This window comes from Vandammella animalimorsus, from assembly GCF_002285285.1.
GTDB classification, from domain to species: domain Bacteria; phylum Pseudomonadota; class Gammaproteobacteria; order Burkholderiales; family Burkholderiaceae_C; genus Lampropedia; species Lampropedia animalimorsus.
Genome location: NZ_NSJF01000002.1, coordinates 293,405 through 308,873, shown reverse-complemented (window position 1 = coordinate 308,873; position 15,469 = coordinate 293,405). Strand labels below are relative to the sequence as shown.

General features: G+C 67.2%; 16 protein-coding genes. 12 read left to right on the top strand and 4 right to left on the bottom strand.

Translation table 11 applies throughout. The features are described from left to right. Positions 1-82 precede the first annotated feature (82 nt). The gene (locus tag CK620_RS04755) at positions 83-1,801 is read right to left on the bottom strand and encodes an MBL fold metallo-hydrolase (RefSeq protein ID WP_095549331.1); all 1,719 of its coding nucleotides are present in this window, start codon (positions 1,799-1,801) and stop codon (positions 83-85) included. A gap of 169 nt (positions 1,802-1,970) precedes the next feature. Beyond that, positions 1,971-2,591, bottom strand: coding sequence for a histone (locus tag CK620_RS04750; RefSeq protein WP_095541706.1), 621 nt, complete (start codon positions 2,589-2,591; stop codon positions 1,971-1,973). 331 nt (positions 2,592-2,922) lie between these two features. Here CK620_RS04750 and serS point away from each other — a divergent pair, with 331 nt between their 5' ends. The 9 genes from serS (at position 2,923) to CK620_RS04705 (ending at position 11,327) form a co-directional block, all read left to right on the top strand. Further along, the gene (gene serS / locus CK620_RS04745) at positions 2,923-4,230 is read left to right on the top strand and encodes a serine--tRNA ligase (RefSeq protein ID WP_095549330.1); all 1,308 of its coding nucleotides are present in this window, start codon (positions 2,923-2,925) and stop codon (positions 4,228-4,230) included. Between the two features lie 33 nt (positions 4,231-4,263). Continuing rightward, complete coding sequence (gene rlmH / locus CK620_RS04740; RefSeq protein ID WP_095539171.1) at positions 4,264-4,737, top strand: 23S rRNA (pseudouridine(1915)-N(3))-methyltransferase RlmH; 474 nt, start codon at positions 4,264-4,266, stop codon at positions 4,735-4,737. After that, positions 4,734-5,495, top strand: a complete 762-nt coding sequence (locus CK620_RS04735; RefSeq protein WP_238946021.1) for a Maf family protein — start codon at positions 4,734-4,736, stop codon at positions 5,493-5,495. The genes rlmH and CK620_RS04735 overlap by 4 nt, the downstream gene beginning before the upstream one ends. Then, positions 5,492-7,087 (top strand): Rne/Rng family ribonuclease, encoded by a 1,596-nt coding sequence (locus CK620_RS04730; RefSeq protein WP_095549329.1) that lies wholly within the window; start codon positions 5,492-5,494, stop codon positions 7,085-7,087. Before CK620_RS04735 ends, CK620_RS04730 begins: the two co-directional genes overlap by 4 nt. A gap of 117 nt (positions 7,088-7,204) precedes the next feature. Next, entirely contained in the window at positions 7,205-8,011 is an 807-nt protein-coding gene (locus CK620_RS04725; protein ID WP_095549328.1) for a PPK2 family polyphosphate kinase, read from the top strand. A 77-nt stretch (positions 8,012-8,088) separates the two neighbouring features. After that, the gene (locus CK620_RS04720; protein ID WP_095539175.1) at positions 8,089-8,931 is read left to right on the top strand and encodes an AAA family ATPase; all 843 of its coding nucleotides are present in this window, start codon (positions 8,089-8,091) and stop codon (positions 8,929-8,931) included. 54 nt (positions 8,932-8,985) lie between these two features. Continuing rightward, positions 8,986-9,486 (top strand): hypothetical protein, encoded by a 501-nt coding sequence (locus tag CK620_RS04715; protein ID WP_095549327.1) that lies wholly within the window; start codon positions 8,986-8,988, stop codon positions 9,484-9,486. 15 nt (positions 9,487-9,501) lie between these two features. Then, positions 9,502-10,098 carry a GNAT family N-acetyltransferase gene (locus CK620_RS04710; RefSeq protein WP_095549326.1) on the top strand — a complete coding sequence of 199 codons (597 nt, stop codon included), beginning with the start codon at positions 9,502-9,504 and terminating at the stop codon, positions 10,096-10,098. A gap of 41 nt (positions 10,099-10,139) precedes the next feature. Beyond that, the gene (locus CK620_RS04705; protein WP_095549325.1) at positions 10,140-11,327 is read left to right on the top strand and encodes a vWA domain-containing protein; all 1,188 of its coding nucleotides are present in this window, start codon (positions 10,140-10,142) and stop codon (positions 11,325-11,327) included. 59 nt (positions 11,328-11,386) lie between these two features. Here the strand turns inward: CK620_RS04705 and CK620_RS04700 are convergent, their stop codons facing one another. Continuing rightward, positions 11,387-11,926, bottom strand: a complete 540-nt coding sequence (locus CK620_RS04700) for a MarR family winged helix-turn-helix transcriptional regulator (RefSeq protein ID WP_095539406.1) — start codon at positions 11,924-11,926, stop codon at positions 11,387-11,389. A 112-nt stretch (positions 11,927-12,038) separates the two neighbouring features. On the opposite strand from CK620_RS04700, the gene mnmA reads away from it, so the two are divergent. Further along, on the top strand, positions 12,039-13,196 hold the full coding sequence (gene mnmA / locus CK620_RS04695; RefSeq protein ID WP_095549324.1) for a tRNA 2-thiouridine(34) synthase MnmA: 1,158 nt from the start codon (positions 12,039-12,041) through the stop codon (positions 13,194-13,196). A 129-nt stretch (positions 13,197-13,325) separates the two neighbouring features. Here the strand turns inward: mnmA and CK620_RS04690 are convergent, their stop codons facing one another. Further along, on the bottom strand, positions 13,326-13,811 hold the full coding sequence (locus tag CK620_RS04690) for an Lrp/AsnC family transcriptional regulator (protein ID WP_095541697.1): 486 nt from the start codon (positions 13,809-13,811) through the stop codon (positions 13,326-13,328). Between the two features lie 156 nt (positions 13,812-13,967). On the opposite strand from CK620_RS04690, the gene hppD reads away from it, so the two are divergent. Both hppD and CK620_RS04680 read left to right on the top strand, forming a co-directional pair. Beyond that, positions 13,968-15,056, top strand: coding sequence for a 4-hydroxyphenylpyruvate dioxygenase (hppD, locus tag CK620_RS04685; RefSeq protein ID WP_095541853.1), 1,089 nt, complete (start codon positions 13,968-13,970; stop codon positions 15,054-15,056). Between the two features lie 18 nt (positions 15,057-15,074). Next, the gene (locus tag CK620_RS04680) at positions 15,075-15,383 is read left to right on the top strand and encodes a 4a-hydroxytetrahydrobiopterin dehydratase (protein ID WP_095549323.1); all 309 of its coding nucleotides are present in this window, start codon (positions 15,075-15,077) and stop codon (positions 15,381-15,383) included. The last annotated feature ends 86 nt before the right edge of the window (positions 15,384-15,469 follow it).

The following is a 15,469-nucleotide window of genomic DNA, read 5'->3' as shown; positions in this document are numbered from 1 at the left end:
GCTGTCAATTAAAAATTCGCAGCCAGGCCCTGGGAATTTCCCTGGGGCGGGCGAGGCGTGAATTCAGCGCCTGCTCACACCCTCAGTGCGGCGCGGCGTCGGGCTCTGGCATGGGGATGCGCTGCAGGCCCAGCTGCGGATGCAGCGCAGCCAGGCGCTGCACGTGGGCCAGCAGCGAGTAGCGCGCCACCGGCCAGAGCGCGCGCGGCGCATCGGCGTAGGCGCTGGCCAGCCAGTCCTCGACCGTGCCCTGCGGGGCCTGTTCGATGGCCTGCAGCACCTTGGCCTCGCGCTGCAGCCGGTGCGCGCGCAACTGTGCAATCACCTGCGGGGCCTGGTCCAGCACGTGGCCGTGCGCGGGCAGGATGAACTCGATGCCCCAGCGCGCGCAGGCCTGCTGCAGCAGGTCCAGCGAATCGAGAAAGGCCTGCATGTTGCCGTCCGGCGGCAGCACCACGGTGGTCGTGCCGCCGAGGATATGGTCACCGCTGAACAGCAGGCCGTCCTCTTCGAGCACGAAGCACAGGTGGTTGGCGGTGTGGCCGGGCGTGTGCAGCGCGTGCAGGGTGTGGCGCACGGTGCGGCCATCGCCCAGCTGAGCTTGCAGCACCACGGTGTCGCCCGTCTTCAGCGGCTGCTCGGGCGTGAAGCGGCTGTCGCGGCGCGCATGCGGGCCCGAGGCCATGCCGTAAATGGCCGGTTGGCCGCCGGCGGCGGCCTGCACCAACGCCTGCAGCGGCGCCGCGCCGGGCGAGTGGTCCGGGTGCGAGTGGCTGCAGACGATGTGCCGCACCTGCGCGCCGGTGTGCTGCACGATGCGCTGCAGGTGCTGGGCGTCGTCGGGGCCGGGGTCGAGCACGATGTAGCCGGTGGCGGGCTCGCCGATCAAGTAGGTGTTGGTGCCCGGGCCGGTCATCAGGCCTGCATTGGGGGCGGTCAGGCGCTGGACGTGGCGCAACAGGGCGCGGGGTCGATCGTGGCGCCAGTCCAGCTCGTGCAGCAGCTGGCCGTCCGGGCAAACCAGATGCAGCTCGCCAAAGGCCGGCTCGTGCTCCATATAGCGCACTTCGCGGCCCTCAAGCCAGCCGGCGCGCGGGCAGCTCACGGGCATGATGGGCCCTTGGCGGCAGGCGGCCAACACGGCCTCGGCGCTGTCGAACTGCGCCAGGCGACGCAGGCTGCGGATGGTCGGGTACACCAGTGGCAACTGGCCCTGCTCGTGGCGTTGCAGGGCCAGCGCCGGGCTGATCCAGGTGGCGTCGAACTGCTCGACTTCGTCGGCCACAGCCTGCTGGCCCTGCGGAGCGCGCGCCAGCAAAAAGGGAACGTCAAAGCGCATTGGATAGTCGCGGTCGGTGATCCAGTGCGCAAAGGGATAGATGGCATCGAGCGCCAGGCGCCAGCCCAGGCGCTGCAACTGGGGCGCCAGCGGCCGCTGGCGGGCGATGCCGGCAGCGGCCAGCGCCTGGCTGTCGGGCATGCGCCCCTGGGCATCGCGCGCCAGCAGAATGCCCAGCTCTTCCAGGCACTCGCGCACGGCGGCGGCGGCCAGCTCGGCCTGGCGCGCGTCCTGCTGCGGGCGCAAATCGGCCAGCGCCGCTGCAGCGGCGTCGCCGGCGTCGATGCCGCCACCTGGGAAGACATACACGCCAGGCACGAAGCGCGCCTGGTGCGACCGGCGCGAGAGCAGCACCTCAAAGCCCTGGCCTTGCGGCGCATCGCGCACCAGAATCAGTGTGACGGCCGGGCGCGTGGGCGCGGGCGTGAAGGGCGGATGCAGGAAATACTCGGGACGGATCATGCGCGGCTTTAGGCGAGTGTGGGGCCTGCTTTATAGCAGTAGCAGGCCACCTCGCCGGCTGCCCCCCATGCGTGCCGGGGCGCCATGCCCTGGCGCAGGCACGGCGCACGGCCAAACGGCACAAAGCCACCGCAGGCGGTGGCTTTGCATGTATGGCTGAAACAGGGTTTCAGGGTTTGCTGGTGACCGGGAACGGCCAGGCGGCCTTGGGGGCCAGCGTGCTCTTGGCGGCTGGTTTCTTGGCGCTGGCAGCGGGCTTTTTGGCTGCCGGCTTGGCCGCAGGCTTCACAGCGGCGGTTTTCGCTGCGGGCTTTTTGACGGTCGTGGTTTTCTTGGCGGCAGTGGCTTTGCTGGCGGCCGCCTTGGCGCTGGTTTTCTTGGCGGCGGCTGTGCTGGCCGCAGTCTTCTTCACAGCGGTGGTTTTCTTGGCCACGGGCTTTTTCGCTGCAACTTTCTTTGCCGCTGCCGGGGCTTTCTTCACCACTGCCTTGGTGGCTGCGGGCTTCTTGGCTGCGCTGACTTTCTTGGCCGCTGGGGTTTTCGCTGCCGTGGTTTTCTTGGCGGCGGCGGTTTTCACAGCGGTGGTTTTTTTGGCCGGGGCTTTCTTGGCAACGGTTTTGGAGGCTGCGGTCTTGCTGGCGGGCTTTTTGGCTGCTGCGCTCTTGCTGGCAACGGCGCTGCCGGCTTTTACTGCGGATTTGGCTGCCGCTTTTTTGGCCGCAGGCTTGCTTGCGGTGGCAGTTTTATTTGCTGCGGTTTTTTTCACCGCAGTTTTTTTCGCTGTTGCCATTGAGTTCTCCTGGTGTCAAAGAAAAAGCCGATTGACCGCGACAAAACAAAGCCCAGCAAAGCCTGTCGCATTTGAAAATGGCTGGCATTGTGAGTGCAATAAAAATAAGCGTCCAGAGCGGGGCAAGTGTTTTGTTGTTTTTTTTTGTAATCGTGCCAACGCCTGCGTATGGCGTGCGACTTTTGGGGCGGCCGCGCGGCCTTGGCCACTGCGCAGGAATTGCGCAGCGCCTGGCCTTGGCGCTGAGCTACAGAGTCCATCGGTGACAATAGCGCCTTCGCTTTTCACAGGGGCGCAGCGCCTGCGTCCCACAGCCGTTTGCACAGAATCCATGCTCGATATTCTTTTGCTCCGCAAGGAGCTCGACCACGTCGTCGCCCGCCTTGAAACCCGCAAGACGCCGCAAGCGTTTCTGGATGTCAGTGCCTTTGGCGCGCTGGAGGCCGAGCGCAAGCAGCTGCAGGCCCGCACCGAGGAGCTGCAGGCCCAGCGCAACAGCCTGTCCAAGCAGATTGGCCAACTCAAGGCCAAGGGTGAAAGCGCCGAGGCTGTGATGGCCCAGGTCGCCGCCATCAAGACGGAACTGGAGACCTCTGCCCAGCGCCTGGAGCACATTCAGGCGCAACTGCATGCGCTGCTGCAGGCCGTGCCCAATCTGCCGCATGCCAGCGTGCCTGTGGGCCAGAGCGAGGCCGACAATGTGGAGGTGCGCCGCTGGGGCACGCCGCGCGCCTTCGATTTCGACGTCAAGGACCACGTGGACGTGGGCGAGCCGCTGGGGCTGGATTTCGCGCTGGGCGCCAAGCTCAGCGGCGCGCGCTTTACCGTGATGCGCGGCCAGATCGCCCGCCTGCACCGCGCCCTGGCCGCCTTCATGCTGGATATGCAGACGCAGCAGCATGGCTATCAGGAAACCTATGTGCCTTACATCGTCAACGCCGATTCGCTGCTGGGCACGGGCCAGCTGCCCAAGTTCGCCGGCGATTTGTTTGCCGCGCAAAAGGGCGGGCAAGAGGCCGAACCGGAGCCGGACGAGACGGCCCTGTACCTGATCCCGACCAGCGAGGTGCCGCTGACCAACATCGTGCGCGACACCATCCTGGCCGAGGCCGAGCTGCCCCTGCGCCTGACCGCGCACACGCCCTGCTTTCGCTCCGAGGCCGGCAGCTACGGGCGCGACACGCGCGGGCTGATCCGCCAGCACCAGTTCGACAAAGTGGAGATGGTGCAAATCACCCACCCGGAAAAAAGCTACGAGGCCCTGGAGGAGATGGTCGGCCATGCCGAGGCCGTGCTGCAGGCGCTGGATTTGCCCTACCGCGTGGTGCTGCTGTGCAGCGGCGACATGGGCTTTGGCGCGGCCAAGACCTACGATCTGGAAGTCTGGCTGCCGGCGCAGAACACCTACCGCGAGATCAGCTCGGTGAGCAATTGCGAAGCCTTCCAGGCGCGGCGCATGCAGGCGCGCTTCAAGAACGCGGCCGGCAAGAACGAGCTGGTGCACACCCTCAACGGCAGCGGCCTGGCCGTGGGCCGCACGCTGGTGGCCATCCTGGAAAACCACCAGAACGCCGACGGCAGCATCACCATCCCCGCCGCGCTGCGCCCCTACATGGGCGGCGCCGAGCGCATCGGCTGACGGCGAGCCAGCACCCCCTGCCCCCACGGCCCCATGCGCAAGCTCATCATCACCGCCGTCGGCCAGAAGATGCCCGCCTGGGCGCAGCAAGGCTACGAGGACTATGCCAAGCGCTTTCCAGCAGACATGCGGCTGGAGCTGCGCGCCGTCAAGACCGAGCCGCGCAGCGGCGGCAAAAGCGCCGAGCAGCTGATGGCCGCCGAGGCCCAGCGCCTGCAGGCGCAATGGCCGGCGCAGGCGCACATCGTCGTGCTCGACGAGCGCGGCCAGGGCGGCGGCACGCGCCAGCTGGCCCAGCGCCTGGCCGCCTGGCGCGATCTGGGCCGCGACATCGTCTTCGTCATCGGCGGCCCCGATGGCCTGGCGCCCGAGCTGCGCCAGGCCGCCCACGAGCGCCTGCGCCTGTCGGAGCTGACGCTGCCGCACGCCATGGTGCGCGTGCTGCTGGCCGAGCAGCTCTACCGCGCCTGGTCGCTGCTGAACAACCACCCCTACCACCGCGAATGAGCATGACAGAGCACGGCAACGCCCACGGCAATGGCCAGGCCGCGCCCACCGCTGGCCCGCGCGCCATCTACCTGGCCTCGCAAAGCCCGCGCCGCAGCCAGCTGCTGCAGCAAATCGGCATCGCCCACACGCTGCTGCTGCCCGATGCGCAAGACCCCGATCCGGGCGACACCGCCCAGGCGCTGGAAGCGCTGGAGGCCCCGCTGCCAGACGAGCGCCCACTGGACTACGTGCAGCGCGTCACGCGGCTCAAGCTGCATGCGGCCATGCGCCGCGCCGCCCGCCGCCGGCTGCCGCCCGCGCCCATTCTGTGCGCCGACACCACTGTGGCCCTGGGCCAGCAAATCCTGGGCAAGCCCGCCGACCGGGCCCAAGCCCAGGCCATGCTGGAGCTGCTGTGCGCCAGCCCCCCGCACGAGGTCCTCACGGCCGTGGCCGTGGTCCTGCCCGGCGCGCGCATGCAGGGCGACCAGGGCGACCAGGGCGGCCAGGGCGGTGACGACGGCCAGGTGCAGCAGGCCGTGTCCATCTCCAAGGTGCGCTTCAACTGCATGCGGCCCGAGTGGCTGCAGCAGTACCTGGATTCGGGCCAATGGCAGGGCAAGGCCGGCGCCTACGGCATCCAAGGGCTGGCGGCCACGCTGATCGACCGCATCGAGGGCAGTTATTCAGGCATCATGGGCCTGCCGCTGTTCGAAACCCATCTGCTGCTGCAGCCCTGGCTGCAGCAGCCCTGCGCCCCAGGCCCCCAGCCATGAACCAGCCCTGCCCCCCGCCACTGCCCGACCCACACACGCCGCCCGCGCCCGCATCGCCCGCGCAGCCCACGCCGCTGCCGGTGCAGGCCACCACCGAGGCCGCGCAGGACATCCTCATCAACTGGGCCCCGCAGGAGACGCGCGTGGCCGTCATCGAGCACGGCGCGGTGCAGGAGCTGCTGCTGGAGCGCACGCTCGAGCGCGGCCTGGTGGGCAACATCTACCTGGGCAAGGTCACGCGGGTGCTGCCGGGCATGCAATCGGCCTTTGTGGACATCGGCCTGGAGCGCGCGGCCTTTTTGCACGTGGCCGACGTCTGGCAGCGCCACAGCAGCGGCGAGGCCCCAGCCACGGTGCGCCGCCAGGAGGCGCCGCTGCCCATCGAGCGCCAGGTGTTCGAGGGCCAGTCGCTGGTGGTGCAGGTCATCAAGGACCCAATCGGCAAGAAGGGCGCGCGCCTGTCCACGCAGCTGAGCGTTGCCGGGCGCTCACTGGTGTTTTTGCCGCAGGACGACCACATCGGCGTATCGCAAAAAATCGCCCTGCCCGAGCGCGATGCGCTGCGCCAGCGCCTGCAGGCCCTGGTGCAGGCGCACACGCCGCCGGGGCGCAACACCGGCGGCTTCATCCTGCGCACCAACGGCGAGGACGCCAGCGACGCCGAGCTGATCGAGGACATCCGCTACCTGCGCACCACCTGGCAAAAAATCCGCGAGGCCGCGCTGTCACGGCCCGTCACCAGCCTGCTCTACCAAGAGCTGGACCTGCTGCGGCGCGTGCTGCGCGATCTGGTGGGCGAGCACACGCGCAGCGTCGCCATCGACTCGCGCGAGCAGTTTGCCGCGCTGCGCGCCTTTGCGCGCGACTTCATGCCCAGCGCCCTGGGGCGCCTGACGCTGTACCGCGGCGAGCGCCCGATTTTCGACCTCTACCAGATCGACGAGGAGATCGACCGCGCCCTGGGCCAGCGCGTGGCGCTCAAGTCCGGCGGCTACCTGGTGATCGACCAGACCGAGGCGCTGACCACCATCGACGTCAATACCGGCGGCTTCATCGGCACGCGCAGCTTCGACGAAACCATCTTCAAGACCAACCTGGAGGCGGCCCAGGCCATTGCGCGCCAGCTGCGGCTGCGCAACCTGGGCGGCATCATCGTCGTGGACTTCATCGACATGGTGCAGGACAAGCACCAAAGCGCCGTGCTGCAGGAGTTCCGCCGCCAGCTGGCGCGCGACCGCGTGCGCACCACGGTGTGCGAGTTCTCGCCGCTGGGCCTGGTGGAGATGACGCGCAAGCGCACGCGCGAATCGCTGGCGCACCTGCTCAGCCAGCCCTGCGCCTGCTGCGGCGGCACGGGCCGCACCAAGACGCCGCGCAGCGTCTGCTACGACATCCTGCGCGAAATCCTGCGCGAGGCGCGCCAGTTCAACCCGCGCGAGATCAAGGTGCTGGCCGCGCCCGAGGTCATCGAGCTGTTCCTCGACGAGGAAAGCGCGCACCTGGCCAGCCTTTCGGACTTCATCGACAAGCCCATCGCGCTGGTGGCCGAAAACGGCCTGGCGCCCGATCGCTACGACATCGTGTTGGTATAAGAGCCTATTTGTGCTCTCGGCCCGCCGAGAGCATGAACAGGCGCCAGGAAATCCGCCTGACGCTCTCACCCTCCGGGCGCCTGCGCGCCCGCCACGGCCTTGCCGAGTCAGCCTGCCATGAACGCATTCGACGCATACCGCATCCGCCCCGGCCACAGCCTGGCCGACATCGACCCCGACCAAACCCCTTATCCATTGGGCAGCAAGCAGGCCGAGCTGCAGCGCCTGGACGAGCTGGCGCTGCAGCTCGATGAGCTGCAAAACCTGCTCTACGCCAATGGGCAACGCAAACTGCTGCTGATCCTGCAGGGCATGGACACCAGCGGCAAGGACGGCACCATCCGCTGGGTGTTCTCGCGCACCTCGCCGCTGGGCGTGCACGTGCATGCGTTCAAGGCCCCCAGCGCCCAAGAGCGCGCACGCGACTTCCTCTGGCGCTGCCATGCCGTCGTGCCTGGCGCTGGCGAGCTGACGGTCTGGAACCGCAGCCATTACGAAGACGTGCTGGTGCCCGTGGTGCGCGGCGCGATCGACGAGCGCGAGACGCAGCGCCGCTACGCGCACATCAATCACTTCGAGCAGCTGCTCAGCGAGACCGGCACGCGCGTGCTCAAGTGCCTGCTGCACATCAGCAAGGACGAGCAGCGCAAGCGCCTGCAAAAACGCCTGGACGACCCAGCCAAGCAGTGGAAGTTCGCCCGCGAGGACCTGCAGGCGCGCGCGCAGTGGGACGATTACCAGTGTGCCTACGACGCACTGCTGGAGGCCACATCCACCGCCCACGCGCCCTGGTGGGTCATCCCCGCTGACAATAAGCGCCAACGCAACCTGCTGGTGGCCGACCTGCTGTGCCACGCGCTGCGCGACATGCAGTTGCGCCTGCCAGAGCCCGACCCGGGCCTGGCGCGCATCCGTCTGGAATAACATCGCCGGGCGCGGCATAGGCCGCATGCGCCAAGAGCCTGTTCCCCCTTCCATCCCATCTTCACCGAGCACCGCACATGAGATTTCAAGGATCCGAAAACTACGTCGCCACGCAGGATTTGATGCTGGCCGTCAATGCCGCCATTGCCCTGCAGCGCCCGCTGCTGGTCAAGGGCGAGCCCGGCACCGGCAAGACCATGCTGGCCGAGGAAGTGGCCCAGGCCCTGGGGCTGAACCTGCTGCAATGGCACATCAAATCCACCACCAAGGCGCAGCAGGGCCTGTACGAGTACGACGCCGTCAGCCGCCTGCGCGACTCGCAGCTGGGCGACGACCGCGTCAAGGACATCCACAACTACATCGTCAAGGGCGTGCTCTGGCAGGCCTTCACCGCCGAGCAACCCACGGCCCTGCTGATCGACGAGATCGACAAGGCCGACATCGAATTCCCCAACGACCTGCTGCGCGAGCTCGACCGCATGGAGTTCCACGTCTATGAAACGCGCGAGCTCATCCGCGCGCGCCAGCGGCCCATCGTGTTCATCACTTCCAACAACGAGAAGGAGCTGCCCGATGCCTTTTTGCGCCGCTGCTTCTTTCACTACATCAAGTTCCCGGACGCGCAGACCATGCAGGAGATCGTCAAGGTGCACTTCCCCCAGCTCAAGGGCGAATTGCTCACCGCGGCGCTCAAGAGCTTCTACGAAATCCGCAGCGTGCCCGGGCTGAAGAAAAAGCCCTCGACCAGCGAGCTGATCGACTGGCTCAAGCTGCTGCTGGCCGAAGACATCCCGGCCGAGGCCCTGCGCAGCCAGGACGACAAGATCGCCCTGCCGCCGCTGCTGGGCGCGCTGCTCAAAAACGAGCAGGACGTGACCCTGTTCGAGAAGCTGGTGTTCATGAACCAGCGCAATCGCTGAGCCTGCGCCCATCGGCCCAGCCGCCCCCCAGCCGCATCCGCCCACAGGCCCGCCATGCACCACACATCACCTTGCCCCCTGCCCCGCCGCCGCGCCACGCTGCAGCGCCTGGCCGCCACCGCGAGCATGGCGGCAGCACTGGCTTGGCTGAGCGCCTGTGGCGACGGCTACAGCGTCGAAGGCGGCCTGGTCTGGCGGCCCAGGCCCAGCGACGACGACGCGCGCGTGATCGTGACCGTCACCAAAAGCCAGCTCAACACCTGGCGCCAGCAACAGCCGCTGCACAGCCAGCAGCAGCCGCTGTCGGGCCTGAGCCCGCAGGCCCAGCAAGCGCTGGCGCGGCTGCGCCTGAGCGCGCCGCGCCAGTGTGAAGCCGGCGCCACCGTGTATGAGCTGCGCCTGACCGACGCCAGTGGCGCGCAGCGCTACCGCTCGGCCAACTGGGCCTGTGGGCCCGGCGCCGACCGGGAGCTCAATGGCTATATCGCCACCGAGGATTTGCAGCGCCTGGGCGAGCTGTTGGCAGCGACGCCACAGACCCAAGACCACCCATGACCTGGAAGACCACCCATGACCTGGATCACCCCCACCACCTTGCACGCCAATGGCCTGCGCCTGGAGCCCTTGCAGCACAGCCACGAAGAGGGCCTGCGCGCCGCCGCCTGCGACGGCCGGCTGTGGGAGCTGCGCGTGAGCAGCGTGCCCGAGCCGGAGAAGGTGCGCGCCTACATCGACACCGCGCTGGCCATGCAGCAGCAAGGCCAGCGCCTGCCCTTTGCCGTGATCGACGCGGCCAGCGGCGACGTGCTGGGCAGCACCAGCTACCACGACATCCTGCCGGCCGTGCAACGGCTGGAGATTGGCTACACCTGGTACGCCCGGCGCGTGCAGCGCACGCACGTCAACACCACCTGCAAACTGCTGCTGCTCACCCAGGCCTTCGAGACGCTGGGCGCGCGCGTGGTGGGCTGGCGCACGGACAACTTCAATTACGCCAGCCAGCGCGCCATCGAGCGCCTGGGCGCAAAAAAAGACGGCGTGATCCGCGGCCACGCGCTGCGCCGCGACGGCACCATCCGCGACACCGTGATGTACAGCCTGACCCAGGGCGAATGGCCCGAGGCCCGCGCCCACCTGCAATACCTGCTGGCCCAGGGCCAGCGCTGAGCACCTGCCCCACCCCGCCACCCCACTACCGCCCACCGCCCATGCTGATCGACTTCTTCTACACCCTGCGCGCGGGCAAGCTGCCCGTTTCGGTCAAGGAATTCCTCGCCCTGCTCGAAGCGCTGGAGCGCGGCGTGATCGGCCCCAAGGCCGAGCAGCCCACCAGCATGGAGGACTTCTACCACCTGGCGCGCACCATCCTCGTCAAGGACGAAAAGCACTACGACAAGTTCGACCGCGCCTTTGCCGCCTACTTCAAGGGCGTGGAGATGCTCACCGACTACCGCCGCGAGATCCCCGAGGACTGGCTGCGGCAGCTGCTCGAGCGCGAGCTCAGCCCCGAACAAAAGGCCGCCATCGAGGCCATGGAATGGGACGAGCTGATGCGGACGCTGAAAAAGCGCCTGGAAGAGCAAAAGGGGCGGCATGAAGGCGGCAACAAGTGGATTGGCACCGGCGGCACCAGCCCCTTCGGCCACGGCGGCTACAACCCGCGCGGCATCCGCATCGGCGGCAAGGGCGGCGGCAAGAGCGCCGTCAAGGTCTGGGACGCGCGCATGTACCGCGACTACGACGACAGCCAGGAGCTGGGCACGCGCAACATCAAGGTCGCGCTCAAGCGCCTGCGCAAGTTCGCACGCACCAGCGCCGAACTGGAGCTGGACCTGCCCGGCACCATCAGCGCCACCGCCGCCAACGCCGGCTGGCTGGACATCAAGATGGTGCCCGAGCGGCACAACAGCGTGAAGGTGCTGCTGCTGATGGACGTGGGCGGCACCATGGACGAACACATCCAGCGCGTCGAAGAGCTGTTCTCGGCCGCCAAGAGCGAGTTCAAGCACATGGAGTTTTATTACTTCCACAACTGCGTCTACGACTTCGTCTGGAAGAACAACCGCCGCCGCTTCACCGAGAAGTTCGACACCTGGGACATCATCCGCAAGTACAACAAGGACTACAAACTCATCTTCGTGGGCGACGCCACCATGAGCCCCTACGAAATCCTGCAGCCCGGCGGCAGCGTCGAATACCACAACGCCGAGGCTGGCGCCGAGTGGCTGCAGCGCCTGACGGGTGCCTTCCCCCAGCACGCCTGGATCAACCCCGAACCGCAAGGCGTCTGGGGCTACCGCCAAAGCATCGACCTGATCGGCCAACTCATGGGCGGGCGCATGTACCCACTGACCCTCAAGGGCCTGGAAGACGCCATGCGCATGCTGTCCAAATAACGGCCAGGCCAGCGCGCCAAAGCTCCACAGCGCGGCTGCCCCTGCGGCCCGGCCAGCGCTCAGCCCTCGCTGGCGTAGCTCTCCAGGCCGATGCGCACCACCACCGCCACCTGCTCGCCCACGGCCTGCTTGAACTCCGCCTCAGCCTGCGCCACCGAGCGCTTGAAGGCCGCCAGCCACAGCAGCCCATCGGCCGTGAACACCACGCGCACCGCGCGCCCATCGGCCGGGTCGCGCTCGCGCCGCACCAGGCCCCAGGCCTCGCACTGGTCGATCAAGTCGGCCATGGCCTGCTTGCTCATGCCCGCGCGCTGCGCCAGCGTGGTGATGCGATCGCCACGCAGCGACAAATGCCGCGTGACATGGATGTGCGCTGCGCTGACCTTGTTGCGCGCCGCCAGGTTCGACAGCACCAGCGGCACCTCCACATCGTGCGCCATCAGGTACAGCACGCGCTCATCGAAACGCCGCATCGCGTGGCCCAGCAGGCGGCCCAGATGAGTCTGGCGCCAGGCGTCCTCGGGCGGCGTCACGCCGCTGACGGTGATGGCCTCCTCCTGGGCCTGGGGGTGAGCGGACGGGGCGATTCGATCCAGCATGCGCCGATGATACGAAGCTTTGCCACCCCGCCGGCCCGCCCCGGCGCAGGGCTGTGAAGGCCAGCAAAGGCCAGCGCAGGCCAGCACGCCGCCGCCCTTGCCGCGCCGCATAATGCGCGCCATGACAGACAAACAGCGCATCGTAGTGGGCCTCTCGGGCGGCGTCGATTCGGCCGTCACCGCCTGGCTGCTCAAGCAGCAGGGCCACGAAGTGGTCGGCATCTTCATGAAGAACTGGGAAGACGACGACGACAGCGAATACTGCTCCAGCCGGCAAGACTTTCTGGACGCCGCCGCCGTGGCCGACGTCATCGGCATCGAGATCGAGCACGTCAACTTCGCCGCCGATTACAAAGACCGCGTGTTCGCCGAGTTTTTGCGCGAATACCAGGCCGGCCGCACACCCAACCCCGACGTGCTGTGCAACGCCGAGATCAAGTTCAAGGCCTTTCTCGACCACGCCATGCGCCTGGGCGCGGAAAAAATCGCCACCGGCCACTACGCGCGCGTGCGCTTGAACACCGCCACGCAGCGCCACGAGCTGCTCAAGGGGCTGGACCCGACCAAGGACCAGAGCTACTTCCTGCACCGGCTGAACCAGGCGCAACTGGGCAAGGCCCTGTTCCCCGTGGGCGAGCTGCACAAGACCGAGGTGCGCCGCATCGCCGCCGAAATCGGCCTGCCCAACGCCAAAAAGAAAGATTCGACCGGCATCTGCTTCATCGGCGAGCGGCCGTTTCGTGAGTTTTTGAACCGCTACCTGGCCAACCAGCCCGGCCCCATCAAGGACGAACGCGGCCGCAAGATTGGTGAGCACGTGGGCCTGAGCTTCTACACCCTGGGCCAGCGCCAGGGGCTGGGCATTGGTGGCATCAAGGAAAAAGGCGCGCAGCGTGGCGGCGGCACGCACGCGCCCTGGTTCGTGGCCCGCAAGGACATGGCCACCAACACCTTGTACGCCGTGCAGGGCCACGACCACCCTTGGCTGCTCTCACACGAATTGACCTTCGACGACGCCAGCTGGTGTGCCAGCACACCGCCTGCGCCCGGCCCCTGCGCCGCCAAGACCCGCTACCGCCAGCAAGACGCCGCCTGCGCCCTGGCCGCAGACGACACCCCCGGCCGCTGGCGCCTGCGCTTTGCCGATCCCCAATGGGCCGTCACCCCCGGCCAAAGCGCCGTGCTGTACGACGGCGAGGTCTGCCTGGGCGGCGGCATCATCACCCAGGCCGAGGCTTTGCCGAGCACGGGCACAACAGCAGCAGCTTGAGCGGGACGCCACTCCTGCCCCTAATCTCCAGCGGCACTCAACAGCAACCCCAATATCGTTTTGGGATGATGCTTTGCGCCTTGCCGCTCATGCCATCGCCCGCTCGCACCCCAAGACGTCAACAGGCCCTCAAACCGGCAGCGCCGTGGTGTGCTTGACGCGGTCGAGCACGAAGCTGGTCTTGCAGTCCTGCACGCTGGGGTGTTTGAGCAGCGTGTCCATGACGAAGCGCGAGTAGTGCGCCATGTCGCGCACGACCACGCGCAGCAGGTAGTCCATCTCGCCGGTCAGTGAGCAGCACTCGACGACTTCGGGCCAGGTCTGCACGGCGGCGCGAAAACTGTCCATGGGGTTGCGCTTGTGCGTGGCGGTGAGCTTTTCCAGCCGCACGTTCAGATAGGCCGTCAGCCCCAGGCCTACGCGCTCGGGCCTGAGCAGGGCCGCGTAGTGGTCGATGACGCCGGCTTCCTCCAGCCGCCGCACGCGCCGCAGCGTGGCCGAGGGCGACAAGCCCACGGCGGCGGCCAGTTCGTCGTAGGTGGCGCGACCGTTGTGCTGCAGCGCACGCAGCACGCGCAGGTCGATGGAATCCAATTGAAAGTGTGCGTCTTCCATTTATTTTTTGCAGTTTTCCTGTGAATTGGCGCAGTTTACGCCCGATGCTTGCAGGAATTTTGCATGGTCGCGCCCCTATGATTGGCGACCGATTTTCTTTTCGCGGCGCGGCCGGGCCGCCGCCGCATCGCCCCCCACAGATCCAGGAGACACCCCATGGCCGATTTGTTTGACAACCCCGCCGGTCTTGACGGCTTTGAATTCGTCGAGTTCGCCTCGCCCACGCCCGGCGTGCTCGAGCCGCTGTTCGAGAAGATGGGCTTTACCGAGGTGGCGCGGCACCGCTCCAAAGACGTGTCGCTGTACCGCCAGGGCGGCATCAACTTCATCGTCAACCGCGAGCCCAAGAGCCTGGCGGGCTATTTCGCCGCCGAGCACGGCCCTTCGGCCTGCGGCCTGGCCTTTCGCGTGCGCGATGCGCACAAGGCCTATGAGCAGCTGCTGGAAAAAGGCGCCCAGCCCATTCACATCGCCACCGGGCCGATGGAGCTGAACCTGCCGGCCATCAAGGGCATTGGCGGCATGCCGATCTACCTGATCGACCGCTACGAGGAAGGCAAGACGATTTACGACATCGACTTCCAGTGGCTCGATGGCGTGGATCGCAACCCCGTGGGCCACGGCTTTCAAGTGGTCGATCACCTCACGCACAACGTCTATCGCGGTCGCATGGCCTATTGGGCAGATTTTTACGAACGCCTGTTCAACTTCCGCGAGATCCGCTATTTCGACATCTCGGGCGAGTACACCGGCCTGACCTCCAAGGCCATGACCGCGCCGGACGGCAAGATCCGCATCCCGCTCAACGAGGAGGCCAAGCAAGGCGGCGGCCAGATCGAAGAGTTTCTGATGAAGTTCAACGGCGAGGGCATCCAGCACATCGCGCTGCTGTGCGACAACCTGGTGGAGGCCATCGACAAGCTGCAAATGGCCGGCATCCCGCTGCTGACCGCGCCCAACGACATTTACTACCAAAACCTGGAAAAGCGCCTGCCCGGCCACGGCCAGCCCGTGCCCGAGCTGCAGGCGCGCGGCATTTTGCTCGACGGCACGACCGAGGGCGGCCAGCCGCGCCTGCTGCTGCAAATCTTCTCCGAGACCCTGCTGGGCCCGGTTTTCTTCGAGTTCATCGAACGCCAGGGCGACTACCGCGAGGGCTTTGGCGAGGGCAACTTCAAGGCCTTGTTCGAATCGCTGGAGCGCGACCAGATCAACCGCGGCGTGCTGCAGACCGAAAAAGCCTGAGGCCAGGGGGACTACGCCATGCAACGCCTGACCGATGCCGAGCGCGAACGCGCCCTGGCCGCCCTGCCCGCCTGGGGCTATGCGCCCGAGCGCGGCGGCCTGATCCAGCGCCGCTTCACCTTCGCCAATTTCACCCAGGCCTTTGCCTTCATGACCGAAGTGGCGCTGCACGCGGAGAAAAGCGACCACCACCCGGAGTGGTTCAACGTCTACAACCGCGTGGACATCACCCTGACCACGCACGACGCCGACGGCCTGAGCGAGCGCGACATCGCGCTGGCGCGCAGCATCGACGCCATCGCCGCCCGCTTCGCGCCGGCGCCATGACAGCGCAGCGTGCGCAGGCACCCGCTGGCGCAAGCTGGCAAAAGTCGGAACAAGACCCGACCAAACCCAGGCAGGCGCCTTGGGCG